The organism is Lacticaseibacillus suihuaensis, from assembly GCF_054785075.1.
In genome coordinates this window covers 160,021-181,517 of sequence record NZ_BAAGBJ010000001.1, presented here as the reverse complement: position 1 = coordinate 181,517, position 21,497 = coordinate 160,021, and the positions used below count along the sequence as shown (strand labels likewise).

20 protein-coding genes are annotated in these 21,497 nt (G+C 60.5%); 5 read left to right on the top strand and 15 right to left on the bottom strand.

The features are described 5' to 3' along the window. The first annotated feature begins 112 nt into the window (after positions 1 to 112). From ACYVRZ_RS00845 to ACYVRZ_RS00835, 3 genes are read left to right on the top strand one after another with little or no spacing between them, the layout of a single operon-like run. Complete coding sequence (locus tag ACYVRZ_RS00845) at positions 113 to 1,081, top strand: LysR family transcriptional regulator (RefSeq protein WP_461224530.1); 969 nt, start codon at positions 113 to 115, stop codon at positions 1,079 to 1,081. 29 nt (positions 1,082 to 1,110) lie between these two features. Further along, positions 1,111 to 2,043 (top strand): manganese-dependent inorganic pyrophosphatase, encoded by a 933-nt coding sequence (locus ACYVRZ_RS00840; protein ID WP_461223976.1) that lies wholly within the window; start codon positions 1,111 to 1,113, stop codon positions 2,041 to 2,043. Positions 2,044 to 2,098: 55 nt separating this feature from the next. Further along, a complete protein-coding gene (locus ACYVRZ_RS00835) occupies positions 2,099 to 3,184 on the top strand; it encodes a M42 family metallopeptidase (RefSeq protein WP_461223974.1) in 1,086 nt (361 codons plus the stop codon). Positions 3,185 to 3,912: 728 nt separating this feature from the next. Here ACYVRZ_RS00835 and ACYVRZ_RS00830 read toward each other — a convergent pair. Next, on the bottom strand, positions 3,913 to 4,398 hold the full coding sequence (locus tag ACYVRZ_RS00830; RefSeq protein ID WP_461223972.1) for a GNAT family N-acetyltransferase: 486 nt from the start codon (positions 4,396 to 4,398) through the stop codon (positions 3,913 to 3,915). Beyond that, positions 4,395 to 4,973, bottom strand: a complete 579-nt coding sequence (locus tag ACYVRZ_RS00825; protein ID WP_461223970.1) for a DUF2785 domain-containing protein — start codon at positions 4,971 to 4,973, stop codon at positions 4,395 to 4,397. Before ACYVRZ_RS00825 ends, ACYVRZ_RS00830 begins: the two co-directional genes overlap by 4 nt. Positions 4,974 to 5,390: 417 nt before the next feature. Between ACYVRZ_RS00825 and ACYVRZ_RS00820 the strand changes: the two genes are divergently transcribed. After that, complete coding sequence (locus tag ACYVRZ_RS00820; RefSeq protein ID WP_461223968.1) at positions 5,391 to 5,921, top strand: GNAT family N-acetyltransferase; 531 nt, start codon at positions 5,391 to 5,393, stop codon at positions 5,919 to 5,921. On the opposite strand, the gene ACYVRZ_RS00815 is transcribed toward ACYVRZ_RS00820, so the two are convergent. The 5 genes from ACYVRZ_RS00815 to ACYVRZ_RS00795 all read right to left on the bottom strand — a co-directional run bounded on the left by ACYVRZ_RS00815 (position 5,913) and on the right by ACYVRZ_RS00795 (position 9,731). Then, positions 5,913 to 6,761 (bottom strand): hypothetical protein, encoded by an 849-nt coding sequence (locus tag ACYVRZ_RS00815; protein ID WP_461223966.1) that lies wholly within the window; start codon positions 6,759 to 6,761, stop codon positions 5,913 to 5,915. The two genes, ACYVRZ_RS00820 and ACYVRZ_RS00815, sit on opposite strands and share 9 nt — an antisense overlap. 9 nt (positions 6,762 to 6,770) lie before the next feature. Further along, positions 6,771 to 7,292: a YcxB family protein gene (locus ACYVRZ_RS00810; RefSeq protein WP_461223964.1), complete on the bottom strand. Its 522-nt coding sequence runs from the start codon at positions 7,290 to 7,292 to the stop codon at positions 6,771 to 6,773. A 9-nt stretch (positions 7,293 to 7,301) separates the two neighbouring features. Beyond that, positions 7,302 to 8,105 (bottom strand): Cof-type HAD-IIB family hydrolase, encoded by an 804-nt coding sequence (locus ACYVRZ_RS00805; protein WP_461223962.1) that lies wholly within the window; start codon positions 8,103 to 8,105, stop codon positions 7,302 to 7,304. A gap of 13 nt (positions 8,106 to 8,118) precedes the next feature. Continuing rightward, positions 8,119 to 8,679 carry an NUDIX hydrolase gene (locus tag ACYVRZ_RS00800; protein WP_461223960.1) on the bottom strand — a complete coding sequence of 187 codons (561 nt, stop codon included), beginning with the start codon at positions 8,677 to 8,679 and terminating at the stop codon, positions 8,119 to 8,121. A 182-nt stretch (positions 8,680 to 8,861) separates the two neighbouring features. After that, positions 8,862 to 9,731 (bottom strand): DegV family protein, encoded by an 870-nt coding sequence (locus ACYVRZ_RS00795; RefSeq protein WP_461223958.1) that lies wholly within the window; start codon positions 9,729 to 9,731, stop codon positions 8,862 to 8,864. 179 nt (positions 9,732 to 9,910) lie between these two features. Between ACYVRZ_RS00795 and ACYVRZ_RS00790 the strand changes: the two genes are divergently transcribed. Continuing rightward, positions 9,911 to 11,620 carry an NFACT RNA binding domain-containing protein gene (locus ACYVRZ_RS00790; protein ID WP_461223956.1) on the top strand — a complete coding sequence of 570 codons (1,710 nt, stop codon included), beginning with the start codon at positions 9,911 to 9,913 and terminating at the stop codon, positions 11,618 to 11,620. A 58-nt stretch (positions 11,621 to 11,678) separates the two neighbouring features. Here the strand turns inward: ACYVRZ_RS00790 and pyrE are convergent, their stop codons facing one another. From pyrE to pyrR, 8 genes are read right to left on the bottom strand one after another with little or no spacing between them, the layout of a single operon-like run. Then, entirely contained in the window at positions 11,679 to 12,314 is a 636-nt protein-coding gene (gene pyrE / locus ACYVRZ_RS00785; RefSeq protein ID WP_461224528.1) for an orotate phosphoribosyltransferase, read from the bottom strand. Then, a complete protein-coding gene (gene pyrF / locus ACYVRZ_RS00780) occupies positions 12,311 to 13,024 on the bottom strand; it encodes an orotidine-5'-phosphate decarboxylase (protein ID WP_461223954.1) in 714 nt (237 codons plus the stop codon). Before pyrF ends, pyrE begins: the two co-directional genes overlap by 4 nt. 29 nt (positions 13,025 to 13,053) lie before the next feature. Next, entirely contained in the window at positions 13,054 to 16,233 is a 3,180-nt protein-coding gene (gene carB, locus ACYVRZ_RS00775; RefSeq protein ID WP_461223952.1) for a carbamoyl-phosphate synthase large subunit, read from the bottom strand. Beyond that, complete coding sequence (locus tag ACYVRZ_RS00770; protein ID WP_461223950.1) at positions 16,226 to 17,311, bottom strand: carbamoyl phosphate synthase small subunit; 1,086 nt, start codon at positions 17,309 to 17,311, stop codon at positions 16,226 to 16,228. Before ACYVRZ_RS00770 ends, carB begins: the two co-directional genes overlap by 8 nt. Further along, a complete protein-coding gene (locus tag ACYVRZ_RS00765) occupies positions 17,308 to 18,588 on the bottom strand; it encodes a dihydroorotase (RefSeq protein ID WP_461223948.1) in 1,281 nt (426 codons plus the stop codon). Before ACYVRZ_RS00765 ends, ACYVRZ_RS00770 begins: the two co-directional genes overlap by 4 nt. Positions 18,589 to 18,613: 25 nt before the next feature. Next, positions 18,614 to 19,519 carry an aspartate carbamoyltransferase catalytic subunit gene (locus ACYVRZ_RS00760; protein WP_461223946.1) on the bottom strand — a complete coding sequence of 302 codons (906 nt, stop codon included), beginning with the start codon at positions 19,517 to 19,519 and terminating at the stop codon, positions 18,614 to 18,616. A 1-nt stretch (position 19,520) separates the two neighbouring features. Continuing rightward, on the bottom strand, positions 19,521 to 20,807 hold the full coding sequence (locus ACYVRZ_RS00755) for a uracil-xanthine permease family protein (protein ID WP_461223944.1): 1,287 nt from the start codon (positions 20,805 to 20,807) through the stop codon (positions 19,521 to 19,523). 2 nt (positions 20,808 to 20,809) lie between these two features. Continuing rightward, positions 20,810 to 21,352 carry a bifunctional pyr operon transcriptional regulator/uracil phosphoribosyltransferase PyrR gene (gene pyrR, locus ACYVRZ_RS00750; protein ID WP_461223942.1) on the bottom strand — a complete coding sequence of 181 codons (543 nt, stop codon included), beginning with the start codon at positions 21,350 to 21,352 and terminating at the stop codon, positions 20,810 to 20,812. Positions 21,353 to 21,497: the final 145 nt, after the last annotated feature.

The following is a 21,497-nucleotide window of genomic DNA, read 5'->3' as shown; positions in this document are numbered from 1 at the left end:
AATGATAAGGAGACGCAGATTTAGGTTGCGTCTCCTTTTTAGTTATCTTATTATTAAGTGAGAAGTTTCATTTAATAAAAGCGCGAGAACCGCGCAAGAAGAGGGCCCAATGATGAAGACTAAGCAGGACAGCATTTTTTCTTCCAAGACATTGTCGTATTTCCTCCAGCTTGCCGAAACCATGAATTACACGCAGGCGGCGCAGCTCCTTGGCATCACCCAGCCGGCCTTGACACAGCAGATCAAGAAGCTGGAGCGAACCGTTGGGGCACCGCTTTTCTACTCTGTCGGCAAGAAGCTGCACCTCAGCGACGCTGGCCGCACAATGCTTGCGGCCACGCATGACATATACGATGTGCTCAACCGCGCGACCGACGAAATTCAGCAGGCCAGCAACGCCAACACGGGGGTGATTCGGGTCGGGCTTTTGGCTTTCGTCGAAGACTCCGCGTTCACCGGCTTCATCTCCGATTACTACCTGGAAAACCCCGAGGTGCAGGTGGTACTGCTCAACATGACCCGCCACGAGATCTGGGAGCACCTTGAGAATAACCAGATCGACCTGGCCATCATGTACCTGCCGGATGACACCATCAAGAACTGGAAGCCTTACGAGTCGCGCCGGATCGTCGAGGAGCAGCTGCTGTTTTTGCACCACAGCGAGAAGCTGGCCAAGCGCAAGCGGGTCCACTTCAACGACACCATCGAGAACCCGTGGGTGACGTACCCGGAATCCTACTTCCTCAGCCACATTCTCAAGGAAGCCTACAAGAATCAGATGGTCGACTACCCGCAGTGCGTGGCCCAGTTCACCACGCCATACCAGATCACGCAGTTTCTCAACCGCACCGGGGTCAACACGGCACTGCCGAACTCCTTTTACCAGGCGCATCAGGAGCAGATTCACGCTTACGCGGTGGCCTTTGACCCGGCGATTAGCTTCGAGCTAGCTTTCGTCTACCGCAAGGGCAAGGACGAAATCCCGCGGGTCGCCCAGTTTTTGGAGGGCTTTGACCGCTACTTGGAGACCAAAGATTACCTGTCGCGGGTGGCCGAGAACCGTGTTAAACTGAATGAGTAAGAACTGACAATCACAAGGGAGATCGAAACATGACGACATTGATTTTTGGCCACCAAAACCCCGACACCGACGCGTTGACGAGTGCCATCAGCTTTGCGGAATTCCAGCGTCAGCTCGGTAACACCGACGTCGAGGCGGTGGCACTGGGCGAACCGAACGACGAGACGAAATTCGTCCTGGACTACTTCAAGCAAACGGCACCGCGCGTGATCAAGACCGCGGCGAACGAAACCGACACCGTGATGCTGGTGGATCACAACGAACCTCAGCAAAGCGTTGCTGACATCAAGGATGTAACCGTTTTGGCCGTGGTTGACCACCACCGCATCGCCGGTTTCGAAACCGCGGCACCGCTGTACTACCGGGCGGAGCCCGTCGGCAGCACCAACTCGATCATTTACGAGTTGTTCCAGGAGAAGCACTTCACCATTTCGCCGCAGCTGGCAGGGCTGATGGCCAGCGGTATCATCTCGGACACCTTGCTGCTGAAGAGCCCGACCACCACGAAGCTTGAACGGCAGATTCTGCCGGAGTTGGCCAAGATTGCCGGCATCGACCTGCAGACATACGGATTGGCGATGCTCAAGGCTGGCACCAACCTAGCCGCCAAGTCCGACCTGGACATCGTCGAAGGCGACGCCAAGAGCTTCACGATGGCGGGCCAAACGGTTCGCATTGGCCAGGTCAACGTGGTTGATCTCACCGAAATCGAGGCGCGTCAGGCAGCGATTGAGGCCACGATGAAGGCTGAGGCCGAAAAGAACGGCTACGACACCTTTGTTCTGATCGCCACGGACATTTTGAACTCCAACTCCCTTGGACTGGCGTTTGGGGCGGATCTCGACAAGCTGGAGGCGGCCTTTGACGTCAAATTTGACGCCGCTCACCGCCTGGCGCTGCCTGGCGTTGTATCCCGCAAGAAGCAAGTAGTGCCACCACTGCAGAAGGCCTATGAAGCGTAGACGCACCGAAAGCCCGGAAACGGGCTTTTTTGGCCAATAAAAGGAGAAATTGACGATGGAAACCACCAAGCAGATTCAATTGATTCAGGACCTGTCCAATGCGTTCGGCCCCTCCGGCTTCGAACAGCCGGTCATTCGTCTGTACCGCGACGCCGTGGCCGACTATGGGGACACGACAATCGATGGCATGTTCAACGCAATCACGCGCCGGCACGGCAACACCGGTAAGCGGCCGGTGATTCAGCTGGATGCCCATGCCGATGAGGTCGGCCTGCTGGTTCAGGCGGTGCGGCCGAGCGGTCTGTTGAAGTTCGTCACGCTCGGGGGCTTCGTGCCGACCAACGTGCCGGCGATGAGCGTCTTGGTTCGCAACAAGCGTGGCGAGTATATTCCCGGGGTGGTCGCGACCAAGCCACCGCACTTCATGACCGCCGCAGAGCGCAACGCGGTGCCGCAGATTGCCGAGATGTCCGTCGACATCGGCAGCACCAGCCGTGAGGAAACCATCAACGATTTCGACGTCGATACCGGCTGCCCAATCGTCCCGGCGGTGGATTGCCAGTTTGACGCCGCTCACGGGATGTTTTTCGGCAAGGCATTCGATGATCGCATCGGGACGGCGGCCATGATCGACACCTTGGCGACGCTAGACGGTGAGTCCCTGAACGTTGATGTCGTCGCGGGACTTTCGACGCAAGAGGAAGTCGGGCTGCGCGGCGCTTACGTGACGGCCCGTAAAGTTGAGGCCGACCTCGCCATTGTCTATGAAGGCGTTCCGGCGGATGACACGTTCGAGCCCGACTGGCTGAGCCAGACGCGGATGAAGGGCGGTCCGATGCTGCGCGACCTGGACACCACTTACATCGCCAACCCGCAGTTCCAGCAGTTCACTGCTGACCTAGCCGACGAGCTGCACCTGCCATACACCCGGGCGGTTCGCACCGGTGGGGGACAGGATGGGGCGGCCATCGGTTACTGGAAAGGGATTCCGACCATCGTCGTCGGCATCCCGGTTCGTTACGAGCACACGGCCTTCAATTACACGGCCTTAAATGACTTCCAGGCTGCCACCCAGCTGGTCAACGCGCTGCTCCGGCGCCTGGATGCAGACACGATTGCCAGCTTCTCATCTGTCGACTAGGAAACCCGTCGTTTGGTTGAGACCGGGCTGCGAACACTTGTTCAAAATTGAGTATCTGAGATGACGTGCCGACGCGTCGGCAGATTCACCGATTCTGCATCAGCAAAACACGGCCCGAATGCGATGAGCGTTCGGGCCGTGTTTTGCTGATGTGAGTTTGCTGATGTGAGTTTGCTGATGTGAGTTTGCTGATGTGAGTTTGCTGATGTGAGTTTGCTGATGTGAGTTTGCTGATGTGAGTTTGCTGATGTGAGTTTGCTGATGTGAGTTTGCTGATGTGAGTTTGCTGATGTGAGTTTGCTGATGTGAGTTTGCTGATGTGAGTTTGCTGATGTGAGCGGATAATTTAAGACCTGAGAATAATCGACTTCAACAAAGTTCAACACATAAGGTGAAGCCGCCATTTAAAAAACGATCATCGGTCAGCTGCTTGAAGATTACTTGGGTGTGGATCACGCTAAATATGCGTTAAGTGAGGTCACACTTAGGCTGTAAAACGCTGGGTTGTGCAGTCGTCAGATTTGGAATTCGGCGGAGAAGCCCCGTTTAATTCGTCCAGTTACGTTACTTCGCATAATATGTATTATGTTAACTAGAAAGAGAGCAAAAAAGCGTCACCGACTGCCAGCCCTCTCCCGTCTTTCTCGTGTCAGCTTAATACCAAGATGATCTAGTGCCGCGCTTGCTTCCTGGCACATTGTTGAATCGTGACGCCCAGTTGCTGATTGTCACACTTGAGGCGGCCTTGCCGGGCCACGCATTTCGATGAACTTGTAGTGGCCACCGTTGGTCAGCTGGTCATGTGTCCTCACGGCGACGAAGCCGGCCTTTCGGTACACTTTTTGGGCACGACTATTAAAGGCCGCCACATCCAACAGCACAGTTTGCGCGTTAGTCAGCTCTTGGACCGCTGTCAAAACCTGCCTCAAGAAGTCCAGACCGCGACCACGGCCGGTCTGGTTCGGTGCCATGCCTAGGCCAAGTTCAGTGACCGCCGGGTCGTCTGTTGACGCCAGTGCGAAAAAGCCAATCAGTCGCGTGTCCGCTTCGGTGACCTGAAAATACTGATCACCACGTGCCACGGGATCGATTAGCTCGGCGTAATCCTCGGCGTCGGCCGTGGCGTCGTAAAAATCGTAAGGTGCTGGGTAATGCCATTCATTGGCGATGCGCAGTGCGTTGGTCTGCGTCAGCGGTGCGATGGTGAGGGTCACGGTTTGTCCTCCTGTGCGGCCACGGGATACCCGCTGGCCTTAAAGTAATGGCGAATCAGCGGGGTGACCTGCGCCTGCAAGGTACCGCTGGTGAAGTGCAGTGTTTGCAAGATGCGTTTCCACGCAGACAGCTGGTAATAGGCCGTTGGCGTGTCGGTGTTGGCCGACATGGCCTCCCACCGTCCGGCATCGGTTTTGGCCAAGTACTGCGCCACTGCCTCGGGATAGCGGTCGTTGACCTGCACCACAATCATCGCCAGACGTTCCTCCTCGTCGGCGGCAAATGGCACGGTCAGGCGGTCCAGCACGTCGCTGATGGCCAACAGCGCGGCCTTAGCGTAGGCCTCACCGCTGCTGGGAACCGCCACGGCGGCCGTCAGCAGGTCGCTGCCATGCGCGATGCCATGGGCCCAGCCGTGGCCAGGTACGAAGGCCCGCCAATCGTGCTCGGCCCTGAGGTAGCGCAGCGCCCAGGTCAACCAGACTTCGCGCTGTGCCGTGGTCAAAAAAGGCGCGGTGTGGTCCGCACTCAGCATCAGCTGACCCAGCAGCGCGGTGAAGGTGCGGGTGAACACGGAGGGGCCCTTCTACCACTTCAATACCTTCAAACAGCCATGAGGAGGCAGTGGCCGTGGTCGCGATGGTTCTTTTTTGTTCCGGCGTGAAGCCGCCGGCACTGAAGCCTCGCACCAGCAGCTGATACACTAAGTCGTCACGAATCGCACCGTCAAGGTCCCCGATGTGTGCTAGAAGCCAGGTGATCTGCTTGTCTGTGAAATGCAAGGGATCCGGGCGACCGCTCAGCCGCCGCAGATTCTTTTCAAGAATGTCCATCGTCTACCGTCTCCTAAGGGTCATCAGCTGAGCGTCGGGGCTAGACCAGGCACCTGCTTCTCGGAAGCACACTGCGGGGTCATGACAAATCCGATTTACGGACTTATCATGACCCTAATTGTATTATAATGTTAGCAAAATGGAAAGAAGGGACTCCTGTGAACGCTTTTCGAATTACCCCTGCCTGCCCGAGCGATGACTTCACGGCCGTCGCGGCCGTGTACTGGCAGACTTGGCGAACGAGCTACCGGAATTTGGTGCCAGCGGCCTACCTGGCCAGCCTGACGCCGGCCACCTGGCACCCCGAAACCCGGATTGAGACAACTCTGCTGGCCAAAACCGCGGCCGGACGAATCGTTGGTGTCTGCGCATACGGCCCTGCCCGGCGGCCAGCGCGAGCCGGCCAGGGTGAGGTGTATTCCCTCTACGTGCTGCCTGAGTTTCAGGGCCAAGGGCTTGGTCGCCGGCTGCTGCAAGGCGCCTTAGCGCGGCTGACTCAGCCGATCTGTTACCTCGTGGTGTTGGCGGCCAACCATGGGGCCCAGCACCTATACGCCGATTGCGGTTTCGTGCCAAGCGGCGAGCGGGTGACGTCCCCCACCCCGTTCGGCTCGCTGGTTGAGATTATCATGGAGCGACACGACGAAAAAACCGGCGCGGCGGCCGGATTTCCAAGCGAGTCAGAATAGTAAGACGTACTTTGCCACTTCGGGACCCAGTGGCTGACGCAGCAGCCGAGCCACCTGCACGGCCGCGGGATCAAGATCCGACACCGCACCGGTCAACCAGGAGAAGCGGCTGGCCAGGGTACTCAGCGTTTGCTCAGCCAACGCGGTCAGCTCCTGGGGCGTCTGGGCCCATACCAGGCCGAGCTTGGCGGTGGTGTCATTGACGGGATGGACCAAGCAAAACGCGCGTAGGTCGCCGTTGACATCCAGTGCAACCGGCACGTCGGCAACTAGGTCTGCAAGCTTTGGTGCTAAGGCAGCTACTGCAGCCGGATTGACCGGATCCAGCGGGTGCTGGGCTGCATAGGTGAGCTGTGCCTGACTGCGTAGCGCGGCCTGCAGGGCCTGGGACTGCGCTAACCCGGCGGCGCTAAGTAGCTCGGCCCCTGCCGGCAGTGCGGTCTGTGGCACGGCAACGTTGGCCAAGCTCAGGCGCGGCTGGTAGATTGTGGCGATGCGCCGCAACCCGCGCGAGACCATGGCAGCTATCAATGGCGTCGTGGCCGCGGTGGTCAGGAGCAGGCCCTTGGCCCGAACGGCCTTGGCCGCCTGAATCGCGGCCGTAACGACCGCATCCGCAATGCGCGTCGGTGCCCATTGTTCGCCGGCCGCGGTGCAGGCACAGGTGAAGCGCAATAGTGTTGGATGACGGCGCGAACGCCAGGTCACGACGACGGCTAGCGGCTGTGCGTCGGCGACGACGGCCGCGGCCGCCCCTTTTTTGCGCAGGGCCAACGTCACCTCCTGCCCTGCAACCAAGGGTGGCAGTTGCTGTGTTGCGAATACGGTTAAGTCCCGCATGGTGACCTCCTACTTCATCAGCGTGGTGTCCGCGACGTTGGCGGCGATCAGATTCCGTAGCTGCGCAATCTGATCCGGCGTCAGCCCGGCCTTGGGCAGAATCTGGGCCAGCCGGTGGGCCACCAGAAACACAAATACGCGCTGGGTTTCGCCGACCTTCAGGTAGCCGGCCCAATCGGTGTGGCTTTGCCCGTGCGGCGTTGTCAGCGTGATACCGGTGGCATCGAGCACCATGTCTCGCGGTGCGAACATTTCAGCGTTTTTAGGCCGCTTGAACTCGTGTTGGGCCGTCCACTTCAGCACGAGGTGCAACCCAACCAGCAGCGAGGCGATGCCCAGCCCGGCGTAAAGTGCCGCCTCTTGGTAGCGCCGATTCCAAAGAAACAGCCCGGCAAACAGCAGCAACAAAACGCCGAGGTAGGGGCTGACGCGTTCCGACAGGCGAACGAGCCAGTTAGTGTTGTGCCGCAGGAGGTACTTGTTGTAGTCAAGATAATCGGCAAACGCGATGGTCACGTGAGCGAGTTCCATGGTAGCCTCCTAGGACTGGGCGGCGATGACTTGATCCAAGACCTTCAAAACCCCGTAGTCATTGTTGCTGGCCGTGCGATACTTGGCAAAGCGTGCCATGTCCGGATGGGCGTTCGCCACCAAGTATCCGTAACCCACCGTCGACAACATCTCCGCATCATTAAAGGTGTCCCCGAACGCCATCATCTGGCTCGGCGCAATCCCGAGCTTGGTCCCGATGGCCTGAATCGCCGTTCCCTTGTTGACGCCCTTCATCATGATGTCAATCCAGACCGGACCCGAAACCGCGGCCGAGAACCGAGTACCGTAGCGCGGTGCAATTTGCTGGTCGAAGGTCGCCCTGGCGTCGCCGTTGGGTAGGTAAATGGTGACCTTATCGGCCTCGCCTGTCCAGGCCGCCGCGTCCGGCACGAAGGTGAGGTTGTGGTAGAATTCCCGGTAGACGGCGTCGTATTGGCGGTCCTTCTCGTCTGCAATCGCCGCGTTGATCCCGCACACTAACGGGCGACCATCCGTGTGGGCCTTAACGAAGCTGGCCATGTCTTGATAGGCGGCCTGGGGCATCAACACCTTGTCCAGGATGCGGCCGCGGTGGCTGACCACCGCACCGTTGTCGCAGATCAGCGTCAGCCGGTCTTTGTGGTCCGGAAACAGGTTTTGAAGCGTGTAAAGCGGTCGACCGGAGGCGATGGCAAACTGAATGCCCAGAGCCTCCAGGCGGTCCAGGTAGTCGCCAAAGTGCGGCGGCAAAGTCCCGGCTTCGGTCAATAGCGTGTGATCCATGTCGGTGGCGATGAACTTGATGTCTTTCAAGACGGTCTCCAATCTAGTCGTGGCGAATGAAAGCGAGGTAGTAGCTTAAGGCGCTGACGCTTTGGGCGCTGGTGATCTGACCGGCTTGAACCGCAGCCTTGACTTCCTCAAGTGGCACCAAGGCACTTTGCACGAACTCGTCTTGGTCGAAGTGCTTGGCCGTGGTTTGCTCTGGGTCGATGGTTGCAAGCACCAGGTGAACGAGTTCGTCGGTCATGCCCTCGCTGGAATGCACGGCTACAAGCTCCGACAAGTCGAGCGCCTGATAACCGGTTTCCTCTTGCAGCTCGCGGCGAGCGGCTGCCAGCACCGTTTCTCCGGTATTGATCAGCCCCGCCGGCAGCGCGAAAGACTCGCGGTTGACGCCAACGCGGTACTCGCGGTTGACCAAGACCCGGTCATCCGGGGTGATCGCCAGCATGGCGACGGCCTGGGCGTGGCGAATCAGGTCACGCGTCACACGCAGCCCATCCGGGGTGTCAATTGTCTGCTGCAGGACCGAAAAAATCGGTCCTGCGTATACCTCGCGGCTGGACAGAATCCGACCACTTGGCTGCGGTGTCTCAATAAACATGGCAAAGCCTCCAACTCAAGCGTGGCGGCAGCACGCGCCGTCCGTCACTACTATAACAAAAAGCTGACAATATAAGAACCGCTTTCTGATGGAGTTGGCCAATCTTGCTCGGCGGCCGTGCGAAAAACGACCAGCAGCTTCAGCCGTCGCCGACCGAGCTGCCGGCCGCCGGGCAGTCGCAATTAATTGTGTGGTGCCGCGTCGAGAATCCAGGCCAGCGCGATGGCCTTCTCCCCCAGGTGGGTGCCGATGACCGGGCCGAAGTACGAGCGGCTCCAGTTCACGTCCGGGAACCGCGTCTGCATCTCGGCCAGCCAAGCCGCGCCGGCCTCCGGGTCGTTGGCGTCGATGATCCAGGCCTTGACCGGGTAATTCACCGTTTCAAGCGCAGCCGCGAACAGATCCTCGACGCGGCCGTAAGCCTTCTTGAGCGAGCGAATCTTCTCGAAGGCCACGATCTTGTGCGAATCGTCGTCGAAGGTCAAAAGTGGCTTGATCTTCAGCATCCCGCCGATGAAGCCGGCCGCGTTACTCAGCCGGCCGCCTCGGACCAGGTTCTGCAAGTCGTTGACGATGAAGTACTCGCCGATGGTGGCGCGAAGGTCGTCCAAGGCGGCCACGATAGTCGTGATGTCCGCCCCGGCTTTGGCCATGCGAGCGGCCGTCATCACCAGTTCCCCCATCAAAATGACGGTAATCTGCGAGTCGTAAACCACCACGTTGGCGTTTTGAATCTCGCTGGCCGCCCCCTTGAGCGTGTTCACGAAGCCCGAGATGGTGCTGGCCAAGTGGATGCTTAAAATGGTGTCATAGCCCTCGTTGGCGAGGTTTTGGTAGAGCTTGAGCATCTCACCCAGCGGCGGCTGCGAGGTGTTGGGGAAGGTTTTGGCGCTGCGCAGCTTTTCGTAGAATGCTGCGGTGGTGATGTCCTTGCCCTCATCGTATACATTGCCATCCAAGATGACCGGTATCGGGACGACGGTCACGCCCGACTCCTGGACCTGTGCCGGTGTCAGGTAGGCTGTGCTGTCCGTAACGACCGCGATTTTCATATCGTCTCACCCTTTTTTCGAAAATTACTGCTTTTACCATACCATGAAACGGCCTATTTTTGAATATTTTTCACCGCGAAGGCCAACTGTAACCGGCGACTTTTGCGTGGCTGCGGCAAAAACGTTACAATGATAGGCATGATGACGCCCCACTTCGGGGCGATCCGAAGGAGGCAATTATGTCATTCGATGGGATGTTCACCCACGCGATGGCGCGTGAGCTCGCGGCCAAGCTGGTCGGCGGCCGCGTCAACAAAATCACCCAACCTTACGCCAACGAGGTGATCCTGGGCATTCGGGCGGAACGCAAGACCTGGCCGCTTTTGCTGTCGGCCCACCCCGAATACGCTAGGGTCCAGATTACTCAAATTCCCTACACCAATCCGGCGGTGCCGACAACCTTCACCATGACGCTGCGCAAGTACTTGGCCTCTGCCACCCTGAAGCGCCTGGCTCAAGTGGATAACGACCGGGTGTTGCAGCTGGACTTTGCCGCCCGAGACGAGCTGGGCGATGACCTGAGCCTGCGCCTGGTGATTGATCTGATGGGGCGCCACTCCAATATCACGCTGGTGGATCTGAACGCCAACCGGATTTTGGACCTGATTCGCCACGTCAGCCCGGATCAAAACCGCTACCGCCTGCTGATGCCCGGGGCCCAGTACGTGGCACCACCGCGCCAGGACAGGGTCGATCCGTTCCAAGACGTCAGTCGCGGCTACCGCGAGCTGATGAAGACCGCTGACCTGCCACTGGCCAAGCTGCTTCAGCGCCATTACCAAGGGCTGGCCGGCGATTCTGCGGCGGAGCTGGCCGAGCGCCTCACTCACCCCGCGACCGGGGATGTCGATGCGGCCTGGCATGATTTTTTCGCCGGCTTCGATAATCCGACGCCGACCATCACCACCGGGGAGCGGGTCAACTTCACGGCCATCGCCTACCGGACGCTGGCCGGCACGGCGCGGTCGTACCCGACCCTGTCTGCGATGCTAGATCAATTCTACGTCCAAAAGGCGGAGCACGACCGGGTCCACAACCAGGGCAGCAACATGATTCACGTGCTCAACAACGTGATTGACAAGGACCTGCGCAAGCAAAAAAAGCTGGCGAAGACGCTGGCGGAGAGCGCCAAGCAAGACGAGTACCGCGTCCGCGGCGAGGTGCTGACCACTTACCTGGCGCAGGTCACCCGTGGCATGACCACAGTCACCCTGCCGAATTTTTATGACGACATGCAGCCTTTGACCATCAAGTTGTCCAACCAGCTGTCGCCGTCTCAAAACGCGCAGAAGTACTTCTCCAAGTATCAGAAGCTGCGCAACGCCGTGGCCTTCGTCAACCAGCAGATGAAGGAGAACCAGGCCGAGCTGGATTACCTGCAAGGCATCGCGGCGCAAATCGAGCTGGCCAGCCCCAAGGACCTTGACGACATTCGCCAGGAACTGCAGGACGGTGGCTACCTCAAGGTCCAAAAAAAAGGCAAGAAGCCGCTCAAGCACAAGGTTGCGGCACCTGAGGAGTTCTACGCGCCGGATGGCACCAAGCTGTGGGTCGGCAAGAACAACCTGCAAAACGACCAGCTGACGCTGCGCAAGGCCAAGAAAACCGATATCTGGCTCCACGCCAAGGACGTGCCGGGCTCGCACGTGATTATCGACTCGAGCGAGCCAAGTGATGAGACACTGATGGCCGCCGCCAACCTCGCCGCCTACTTCTCCAAGAGCCGCGCCAGCGCGAACGTGCCGGTTGACTGGATCGAAGTTAAAAAAATTCGCAAACCCAATGGGTCCAAGCCCGGCTTCGTGGTCTATGAAGGCCAACGCACTGTGGCGGTCACGCCGGACGCAGCGCTGGTCGAAGGGCTGCGGCAGCGACCAGGGCAGCACTGACGACTCACTCATCAAAAAACCCGCCTCACTTTTTGTGAGACGGGTTTTTGTGCTGGCACTAGCAGCTGCCCCAGGCGGCCGGGTCCTCACGCCAGGCCTTCAGCAGTGCGAGCTCCACGTCGCTGATGTCACCGGCGGCCTTGGCCGCGTGAATCAGGCTGGTGTAGTTCGTCAAGGTGGTGAAGGGAATGTTGGCCGCGGCGAAGTTCGTCGTGGCGGCTGGCAGCTGGTAGCTAAAAATCGCCGCCACGCCAATCACCGTCGCCCCTTCCTTGGTCGCCGCCGCGGCGGCCTTGAGCACGGAACCACCGGTGCTCAGCAGGTCATCGATCAACACCAGCTTCTGGCCCGGGGTGAATGCCCCCTCAATCTGTTTGCCTTGGCCGTGGTCCTTGGGCTTACTGCGCAGGTAAACCATCGGCAGGTTGAGGCGCTCCGCGACCAGCGCCGCATGGGGAATGCCGGCGGTGGCCACCCCGCCGATCGCGGCCGCTTTGGGAAAGGCCGCCTGAATCGTCGCGGCGAGTCCGTCGGCGATGCGTGTTCGCACCGCCGGGTAGGAAATGGTGATGCGGTTGTCCGTGTAGATCGGGCTTTTGAGTCCGCTGGCCCAGGTGAACGGGGCGTTCGGCGACAGTGTGACCGCTCCGATTTCAAGCAGATCCTTGGCAATTTGCGTTTCGTAATCCATCAGGCTTGACTCCATTCTTGATTGATCTGATTGTAGGCGGCCAGCGGGTCGGCCGCCTGAGTAATCGGGCGGCCGACAACAATTGCGCTGGCGCCGAGCGTTGCGGCCTGCCCAGGGGTGACCACCCGCACCTGATCGCCTTTGGCGGCGTTGGCCGGTCGAATCCCCGGGGTGACGATGAGAAAGTCCGGACCGGTGACCGCCCGGATCAGCGGCACCTCTTGGGCACTGGCCACCACCCCATCGGCGCCGGCGGCCTGGGCAACCGCCGCCAGGTGCTGAACCGCATCGGGCAGCGGCACCGCAACCGACAGCTCGCTTGTGAGCATTGACTGGCTGCTCGACGTCAGGTGGGTGATGGCCAACAGGTACGGCGGCTTGACGCCGGCCGCTTCGGCACCGGCCCTAAGCCCCGCCTTGGCCGCCGCAATCATCCGACTGCCACCGGCGGCGTGAACCGTGGTCATGGCCACGCCCAGGCGGCCAATTTGGGCCGCCGCCTTTTCCACGGTGTTGGGGATGTCGTGGAGCTTGAGGTCCAAGAAAATCTGCAGTGGTCGCTGGGCTTGCAGCTGGCGGATGATGGCCGGGCCGGCCGCGTAATAGACCTCCATGCCGACCTTCACAAACAGTGGCGAAGCAGCCGGAAACTGCGCCACGAAGGCGACAGCTTGGTCGGCGGTGGCAAAATCAAGCGCGATAATCGGTGGCATGAGAACTCCTTTCACAGTGTCGACAGCGGCTACAGCGCTTTAGTGGTGAAGGCGCGAGACTCCAGGACTCGCACGATGGCGCTGGCCGTGTCGAGGCTGGTCATCAGGGGTACCCCATGCGCGATGGCCGCCTGGCGAATGCGGTAGCCGTCGCTGGTGGTGGCGCGATCCGCGCTGGTGGTGTTGATGACCAACTGCAGCTTGTGGTCAGCAATCGCGTCGAGAATCGCGTCCTTGCCGCTTTCGCCGAGCTTGGCGATGGTGGTGACCAGCACGTCGGCCTTTTCAAGGGCGGCAGCGGTGCCGCTGGTCGCCGTAATCTGGTAGCCGACCTCGCGGAAGCGCTTGGCCAGGGCCACCGCCTCGGGCTTGTCGGCATCGGCCACCGTGAACAGCGCGGTGCCGTAGCTCGGCAGGTGGGTGTTGCTGGCCTCGAAGGCCTTGTACAGCGCCTTTTCAAGGGTGGCATCCGAGCCCATCACCTCGCCGGTCGACTTCATCTCGGGGCCCAGCATCGAATCCACCGCGTTGAGCTTGGAGAAGCTGAAGACCGGCGCCTTGACGTGGACTCCGGGCCGCAGCGGCTGAATGCCAGACTTGAAGCCCAACGCCGCCAGCGACTGACCCAAAATGGCTTGGGTTGCCAGCTGTGCCATCGAGATGCCGGTGACCTTGCTCAAGAACGGCACGGTGCGACTGGCACGTGGGTTGACCTCGATAACGTAGACCCTGCCCTGGTTGACGATGAACTGAATGTTCATGATGCCGATGCAGTGCAGCGCCTTGGCGAGGGCCAGCGTGGCCTTTTCGATTTGATCCAGGATGTCTTGACCGAAGTCTTGCGGTGGGTAGACCGCCATCGAGTCGCCGGAGTGAACCCCGGCCCGTTCGATGTGCTCCATCACGCCGGGAATCACCACCGTGGTGCCATCGGTGATTGCATCAACCTCGCATTCGGTGCCGACCAAGTACTGATCGACCAGCACCGGGTGGTCATTGGACACGGAGACAGCGCGGTCGATGTACCCGGCCAGCTCTGCTTCGCTATGCACGATTTCCATCGCTCGGCCGCCCAGCACGTAGCTCGGCCGCACCAAAACGGGGTAACCGATGCGATTGCCGATGGCGATGGCCTCCGCCTTCGTGGTGGCCGTCGCACCCACCGGCTGGGGAATCGCCAGGTCGCGGATGATGGCATCGAAGCGGTCGCGGTCCTCGGCAGCATCCAGGTCGTCTAGGCTGGTGCCCAGAATTTTGACCCCGTGAGCGGCCAGCGGCGCCGCCAGGTTAATGGCGGTTTGGCCGCCGAACTGTACGATCACGCCTTGGGGTTGCTCGAGGTCGATCACGTTCAGCACGTCCTCAAGGGTCAGCGGCTCGAAGTAGAGCTTGTCCGAAATCGAGAAGTCCGTCGACACGGTTTCCGGGTTGGAGTTCATGATGATGGCCTCGAACCCGGCCTTTTGAATCGCCTTGACCGAATGCACCGTCGCGTAGTCGAACTCGACGCCTTGGCCGATGCGGATCGGTCCTGAGCCCAGGACCAACACGCTCGGGCGGCCGTCCTTGTGGGATTCAGTCTCGGATTCGTAGGTCGAATAGAAGTACGGCGTCGCGCTTTCGAATTCTCCGGCGCAGGTGTCGACCATCTTGTAAACCGGCACCAGCCCGGCCTGCTTGCGGGTGTCACGAACGGCATCCGCCGTGGTGTGCCACAGCGCCGCGATAGTCTGATCGGCAAAGCCGTTGGTCTTGGCCACCCGCAGCAAGGTCAAGTCGTCAGGAGTCTCGCCCAGTTGACGTTCGAGCTCGGTGATGTGCAGCAGCTTGTCCAGGAAGAACGGGTTGATGCCGGACAGCTCGCTGAGCTCTTCAATCGTGTAGCCGCGGCGGAAGGCCTCGGCCAGGTAGAAGAGCCGCTCGTCGTTGGGAGTGATGATTTTGGCGGTCAGGGCATCGTCCGTTAGCTCAGCATCCCCGGCTCGCCACAGGTGGACGGCCCCGACTTCCAGGCCTCGCACCGCCTTGAGCAGCGCCTCTTCGATGGTGCGGCCAATTGCCATCACCTCACCGGTGGCCTTCATCTGGGTGCCCAGGGTGCGGTCACCGGATTCAAACTTGTCGAAGGGAAACCGCGGAATCTTGGCGACGACGTAATCGAGCATCGGTTCAAAGGCGGCAAAGGTGGCATTGGTGATCGGGTTTTTGATCTCGTCAAGGGTCAGCCCTACCGCAATCTTGGCCGCCATCTTGGCAATCGGGTAACCGGTCGCCTTGCTGGCCAGCGCGGAGGAGCGCGACACCCGTGGGTTGACCTCGATCACGTAGTACTTGAAGGAATTGGGATCAAGCGCCAGCTGCACGTTGCATCCGCCCTCGATTTTCAGGGCACGGATGATGCGGAGGCTGGCGTCGCGCAGCATCTGCACCTCCTTATCGGTCAGCGTCTGCACCGGGGCGAACACCACGGAGTCCCCGGTGTGAACGCCGACTGGGTCGAAGTTCTCCATGTTGCAGACCACGATCGCGTTATCGGCCGCGTCGCGCATCACCTCGAACTCGATTTCCTTATAGCCGGCGATTGAGCGCTCGATCAGCACCTGGTGAACCGGACTCAGGGTCAGGCCATTGTCGCAGATGACCGCAAGCTCTGCCGCAGTCTTGGCGATGCCGCCGCCGGTGCCGCCCATCGTGAAGGCCGGCCGCACGATGACCGGGTAGCCGATCGACTCAGCGAAGGCCGCCGCCTCGTCATAGGAGTGGGCGATGGTGGATTCCGGAATCGGCTCGTGGAGCGATTGCATCAGGTTCTTGAACAGCTCGCGGTCCTCGGCCTGGTCGATGGCGGTCAGCTTCGTGCCCAAAAGCTCGATGTGCAGTTCGTCGAGAATGCCGTCGTTGGCCAGGCTCATCGCCAGGTTGAGCCCGATCTGGCCACCGATGGTCGGTAAAATCGCATCCGGCAGCTCCTTGCGCAGAATCTGGCTGACAAATTCCACTGTCAGTGGCTCGATGTAGACCTTATCGGCGATTTCGGTATCGGTCATGATGGTCGCAGGGTTGGAGTTGACCAGGACGACTTCGTACCCCTCCTCCTTCAGCGCCAGGCAAGCCTGGGTGCCGGAGTAGTCAAACTCGGCGGCCTGACCGATGATGATTGGCCCGGAACCCAAAACGAGGATTTTCTTGATGTCTTGGCGTTTAGGCATGAGTGGCTCCCTTCCGTGCGTTTTCTTCCATCATTTCCATGAACTCGTCGAACAGGTGGTCGGCGTCGTGAGGACCAGGCGCCGCATCCGGGTGGAACTGCACCGAAAAGGCCGGGTAAAGCCGGTGGCGCAGCCCCTCAACCGTGTGGTCGTTGATCTCTTCGTGGGTGACCAACAGCACATCCGGGTCGATGCTTGCGGGATCCACCGCGTAGCCGTGGTTTTGACTGGTGAAGTCGATGCGGCCGGTGGCGATTTCCCGCACCGGGTGATTGAACCCGCGGTGACCGTACTTCATCTTGAAGGTGTCGGCGCCGTTGGCCAGCGCGAACAGCTGGTGGCCCAGGCAGATGCCAAACAGCGGAATCTTGCCCTGAATGCCGCGAATCATGTCCAACGCCCCTGGCACGTCCTTCGGGTCGCCGGGGCCGTTAGTCAGCATCACCCCGTCTGGGTTCAGGTCCAAAATCTCTGCTGCCGTGATGGTCGGCGGCAGAATGGTCAGGTTGCACTCGCGACGCGACAGCTCGCGCAGGATGCTGTGCTTGAGGCCAAAGTCGATCACCGCCACGTTCTTGCCAGTGCCAGGCGCCGGAAAGGCCTTGGTCGTTGCGACTTGGGCCACCTGGTTCTTAGGCAGCACCAAGGCGCGTAACTGATCGAAGGCGTGGTCGTCGGCCGCGTCGACGATGCTGGCCTTCATGGTCCCGGCTTCGCGCAGGATGCGGGTCAACGCCCGCGTATCGATGCCCGAGATGCCCGGAATCTTCTTGCGGCGCAGGAAGTCGTCGAGGCTCATCTGGGAGCGCCAGTTGCCGGTCACCCGAGTGACCTCTCGCACCACCACACCCTTGGTGGTCGGATTGATGCTTTCGTAGTCGTCGCGGTTGATGCCAGCGTTGCCGATCAGGGGGTAAGTGAAGGCGATGATCTGGCCGTTATAGCTTTGGTCGGTGATTGTTTCTTGGTAGCCGCTCATGCCGGTGTTGAACACGATTTCGCCGGTGGTCACGGTCGGGGCACCGAAGCCCTCACCCGCAAAGACGCTGCCGTCTTCAAGAATTAAGTAGCGTTTCACGCCTTGTCCTCCTTTTGGTAGGCCACGTCACCGTCAACCAGAGTCCACAGCACCGAGCCGTAAACCGTGCGGCCGGCAAACGGTGTGTTGTGGCCCAGCGACAAGAACGCCGTCGGGTCAATCTGGTAGGCGGAATCCAGGTCCATGATAGTCAGATCGGCCGGGGCCCCGATGCTGATGCGCCCGGCGCTGAGCCCGAAGGCATCGGCAGGCTTGGTGCTCATCCAGCCGATCAGGTCCTTCAGGCTGCACCAGCCCGAGCGAACGAAGCTGGTGTAAAGCAGCGCGAAGGCGGTTTCCAGCCCCACGATGCCAAAGGCCGCGGTCAAAAACGAGCCGGTCTTCTCCGCTTCGGTGTGTGGCGCGTGATCCGTGGCGATCATGTCGATGGTGCCGTCGCGCAGCCCATCCATCAGCGCCAGCCGGTCGGCCTCGGACCGCAGCGGCGGGTTCATTTTGAACATCGGGTCGTCGCCAGGAATGTGGCCGTCGTCCAGCAGTAAGTGGTGCGGGGTGGCCTCCGCGGTGACGTGAACGCCTCGCGCCTTGGCGTCGCGAATCAGCTCGACGCTTTGCTTGGTGGAGACGTGGCAGGCGTGGTAGTGGACACCCGTAGCCTCAGCCAGCGTCAGGTCACGGGCCAGCTGGGCGGATTCGCTCACGTGATTGATGCCGGGCAGCCCCAGCGCCTTGGCCTTGGGTCCTTGGTTGATCACCCCGTGGTTGGCCAGCCCGGCGTCTTCAATGTGGGCAACGATCGGGGCGCCAACCGCGGCGGCGCCTTTCATCGCCTGGTACATCGTCGCGGCGTCTTGGACCCCCACCCCATCGTTGGAAAAGCCCAAGGCACCGGCCTGGTGCATCGCGGCGTAATCCAGCAGGTCGGTGGACTTCAAGCCCTTGGTGATTGCGGCGAATTGTTGGACGTGAATGGCCGCATCGCTCCGGTTTTTGGCGACCAGTTGGCTCAAGGTCGCGACGTTGTCCGGGACCGGGTTCAGGTTGGGCATGGCGCAGACGGTGGTGAAGCCGCCGTGAGCGGCCGCGGCCGCCCCGGTGCGGATGGTCTCCTTGGCGGTGAAACCGGGTTCGCGGAAGTGTACATGCACATCCACCAGGCCGGGCATCACGGTGGCCCCGGCGGCGTCAATCACCTTGGCTCCGATCGGAATCGGTAGGTGTTCGCCCAAGGCGGTGATGCGCCCATCCTGAATCAGAATGTCGCCCTTGAAAATGTGGCGGTCGGCCACAATCGCATTTTTGATTAACGTGTTCATGTGTTCTTCCTTTCTGCGTGACAAGTCAGTCGCCGGCGCAAACCAGCTCGAGCATGGCCATGCGCATGAAGACCCCGTTGTGCATCTGAGTGAAAATCCGGCTCTTGGGCGCCGTCACCAGGCTTGAGGCTAGCTCGACGCCGCGATTGACCGGCGCCGGGTGCATGATGATCGCCTGGTCGCCAAGTGTCTGGTACAGCGCCTCGGTGAGCCCGTACTGGGCGTGGTAGGTCGCGGGGGCAAAGCCGCTGCTCTCGGTCCCGCTCAGGCGTTCCAGCTGAACGCGCAGCAGCATCAAGACGTCGACTTGCGGCACCAGCTCGGCCATACTGAGATGTGGCCCCACCGCCGCGAACTCCGGGGTGTACCACTCGGCCGGGCCGCCGAACACGACGGTCGCCCCGAGCTTGGTCAGCATGGTCATGTCGGAATGCGCGACGCGGGAGTGGCTCAGATCCCCCACGATGCCCACCTTCAGGCCGGCGAAGTGGCCGAACTCGGCCTGAATGGTCATCAGATCCAGCATCATCTGCGACGGGTGCTGACCGGCGCCGTCGCCGGCGTTGATCAGGTGCAGCGGTAGGTGTTCGGCCAAAAGCGGGGCGTAGAAGGCGTCTTCCGGGTGCCGCACCACCGCCACCTGAACGCCGATGGCGGCCAGGGTGCGAAGCGTGTCGCTCAGGGTCTCGCCTTTGGTGACCGAGCTTTGTTTGGGGTCGAAGGGCAAGGTGGTCATGCCGAGCCTGCGTTCGGCCATCTCAAAGCTCGTGTGGGTGCGGGTGCTGTTTTCAAAAAACAGGTTGGCCGCGTAGTACGGCGTCGTCAGGTGCGGCGTTGCGCCGGCCTCAAGCTCTCTGGCCCGGCTGATTAGCGCTGCCGCCAGTGTCGGGGTGACCTGATCGGCCGACACAAAATCGTGAAGTGTTGTCACGTTACGCCTCCTCGTTGGCCGCGTGTTCCGGCAGGACAAAGTTCAAGATGATGCCGATGACGGTGGCCAAGGCCAAGCCGCTGAAGGTGAACTTGCCGAGCTGAAGCGTCGCGTTGCCGATGCCGATGACCAAGATGGTGGCGCCAATCATCAGGTTGCGCTTTTTGCCGAAGTCGGTTTTGTTGTCGATCAGGACCTTCAGGCCGTTAGAGGCGATGACCCCGAACAGCAGGAAGGAGATGCCGCCAATCACCGGGCTGGGAATGGTGTGAATCAGGGCCGACAGCTTGCCGATGAAGGCGAACAGGATGGCGAAAAAGGCCGCCCCGCCCAGCACATACACGCTGTGAACGCGGGTCATCGCCATCACGCCGATGTTTTCACCGTACGAAGTGACCGGGGGGCCACCAACGAAGCCGGCGATGATCGATGCGGTCCCGTCCCCGGCCAGCGTGTGGTTGAGGCCGGGATCCTTGAAGAAGTTGCGGTGAGTCATCTCATCGAGGACCATGATGTGGCCCATGTGCTCGGTCATGGTGACAAAGGCGATTGGCGCCATGGAAATGATTGCGCCCCAGTAGAATTGCGGGTGGTAGCTGATGAACGGAATCTGGAAGGCCGGCAGTGAGAACCAGGCGGCGTTGGCCACCGGCGTGAAGTCCACCAGGCCAAAGGCGATAGCGACCAGGTAGCCAGTCACCAGCCCCAGAAGAATCGGCAGCAGGCTGATGAACTTCTTGAGGTACATGTTGTAGATGATGGTGGCGGCCAGCGTGATGATCGCGACGGCGAAGTAGCGCAGGTCGTAGACGCTCTTAGTGGCGCTGACGGCACGCATGGTCGCGTCGGTCGCCGCGGTGCCGGCCAAAGACAGGCCGATCACCATGACGATTGGCCCGACCACGATGGGTGGCAGGGCCTTGTCAATCCAGCCGGAGCCGGCGAAGTTGACAATCAGGGCGACCAGCAGGTAGACGCAGCCGACCGCGATGGTGCCTTGGGCGATGGCCGGGTAGCCGAAGCCCTTCATCAGCGACTGCATCACGATGATGAACGAGAAGCTCGAGCCCATGTAGGCCGGAATCTTGCCGCGGGTGATCAGGATGTAGATGAGCGTCCCCACCCCGCTTGAAAACAGCGCGATGCTTGGGTCTAGACCGACCAGAATCGGTACCAGCACCGTCGAGCCGAACATCGCAAACAGGTGCTGGATCGACAAGCCGACCCAGTGGCCGAAACTCGGCCGGTCGTGAATGTCTAAAAATGCGTCTTCATTGCGGTATGCCATGCTTAGTCCTCCAATTGACCGATGCTGATGCCGTCGTGGCCGTCGATTTCCTTGACCGCGACGTTGATTTCCTCGTGGCGCGACGTCGGGATGTTCTTCCCCACGAAGTCCGGGCGAATCGGAAGCTCGCGGTGACCGCGGTCGACCAGCACCGCCAGGCTAATTTTCTGCGGCCGTCCTTGGTCCATTAAGGCGTCAAGAGCGGCGCGAATCGTGCGGCCGGTGAAAATCACGTCGTCGACCAAGATTACGTGCTTATCGGTGATTGAGACCGGCAGCTTGCTTCCGGTCACATCCGGCAGCTCGCGGTAATCCGCCTTGTGAACGTCGTCGCGGTACAAGCGAATGTCAAGCTCCCCCACCGGCACCTGCAGGCTCTCCAGCTGGTTGAGCCTTGCTGCGATGCGGTTGGCCAGGTAAATCCCGCGGGTCTTGATGCCGACCAGCACCAAGGCGTCCAGCTGCTTGTTTTGTTCGATAATCTCGTAGGTGATGCGCGTCAAGGCGCGTTGCATGGTGACATCATCTACCACTTGTTTTGCCATGTTGTCCATCCTTTCAAAAGCCCTCGCGGCGCAAAAAAATCGCCTCCTGCATCCAGTATGGGTGTAGAAGGCGACCGTGAGTCGAAACCTAGTCTCCCGCCGCGGCGGGACCGTTACCTTCTAAGCCTCTCTGGACTTATTTAAA

Coding starts and splice junctions, on each gene's coding strand:
- ACYVRZ_RS00845 (WP_461224530.1), top strand. CDS start 113: ATGAAGACTAAGCAGGACAGCATTTTTTCTTCCAAGACATTGTCGTAT.
- ACYVRZ_RS00840 (WP_461223976.1), top strand. CDS start 1,111: ATGACGACATTGATTTTTGGCCACCAAAACCCCGACACCGACGCGTTG.
- ACYVRZ_RS00835 (WP_461223974.1), top strand. CDS start 2,099: ATGGAAACCACCAAGCAGATTCAATTGATTCAGGACCTGTCCAATGCG.
- ACYVRZ_RS00815 (WP_461223966.1), bottom strand. CDS start 6,761: ATGCGGGACTTAACCGTATTCGCAACACAGCAACTGCCACCCTTGGTT.
- ACYVRZ_RS00810 (WP_461223964.1), bottom strand. CDS start 7,292: ATGGAACTCGCTCACGTGACCATCGCGTTTGCCGATTATCTTGACTAC.
- ACYVRZ_RS00800 (WP_461223960.1), bottom strand. CDS start 8,679: ATGTTTATTGAGACACCGCAGCCAAGTGGTCGGATTCTGTCCAGCCGC.
- ACYVRZ_RS00795 (WP_461223958.1), bottom strand. CDS start 9,731: ATGAAAATCGCGGTCGTTACGGACAGCACAGCCTACCTGACACCGGCA.
- ACYVRZ_RS00790 (WP_461223956.1), top strand. CDS start 9,911: ATGTCATTCGATGGGATGTTCACCCACGCGATGGCGCGTGAGCTCGCG.
- pyrF (WP_461223954.1), bottom strand. CDS start 13,024: ATGCCACCGATTATCGCGCTTGATTTTGCCACCGCCGACCAAGCTGTC.
- carB (WP_461223952.1), bottom strand. CDS start 16,233: ATGCCTAAACGCCAAGACATCAAGAAAATCCTCGTTTTGGGTTCCGGG.
- ACYVRZ_RS00765 (WP_461223948.1), bottom strand. CDS start 18,588: ATGAACACGTTAATCAAAAATGCGATTGTGGCCGACCGCCACATTTTC.
- ACYVRZ_RS00755 (WP_461223944.1), bottom strand. CDS start 20,807: ATGGCATACCGCAATGAAGACGCATTTTTAGACATTCACGACCGGCCG.
- pyrR (WP_461223942.1), bottom strand. CDS start 21,352: ATGGCAAAACAAGTGGTAGATGATGTCACCATGCAACGCGCCTTGACG.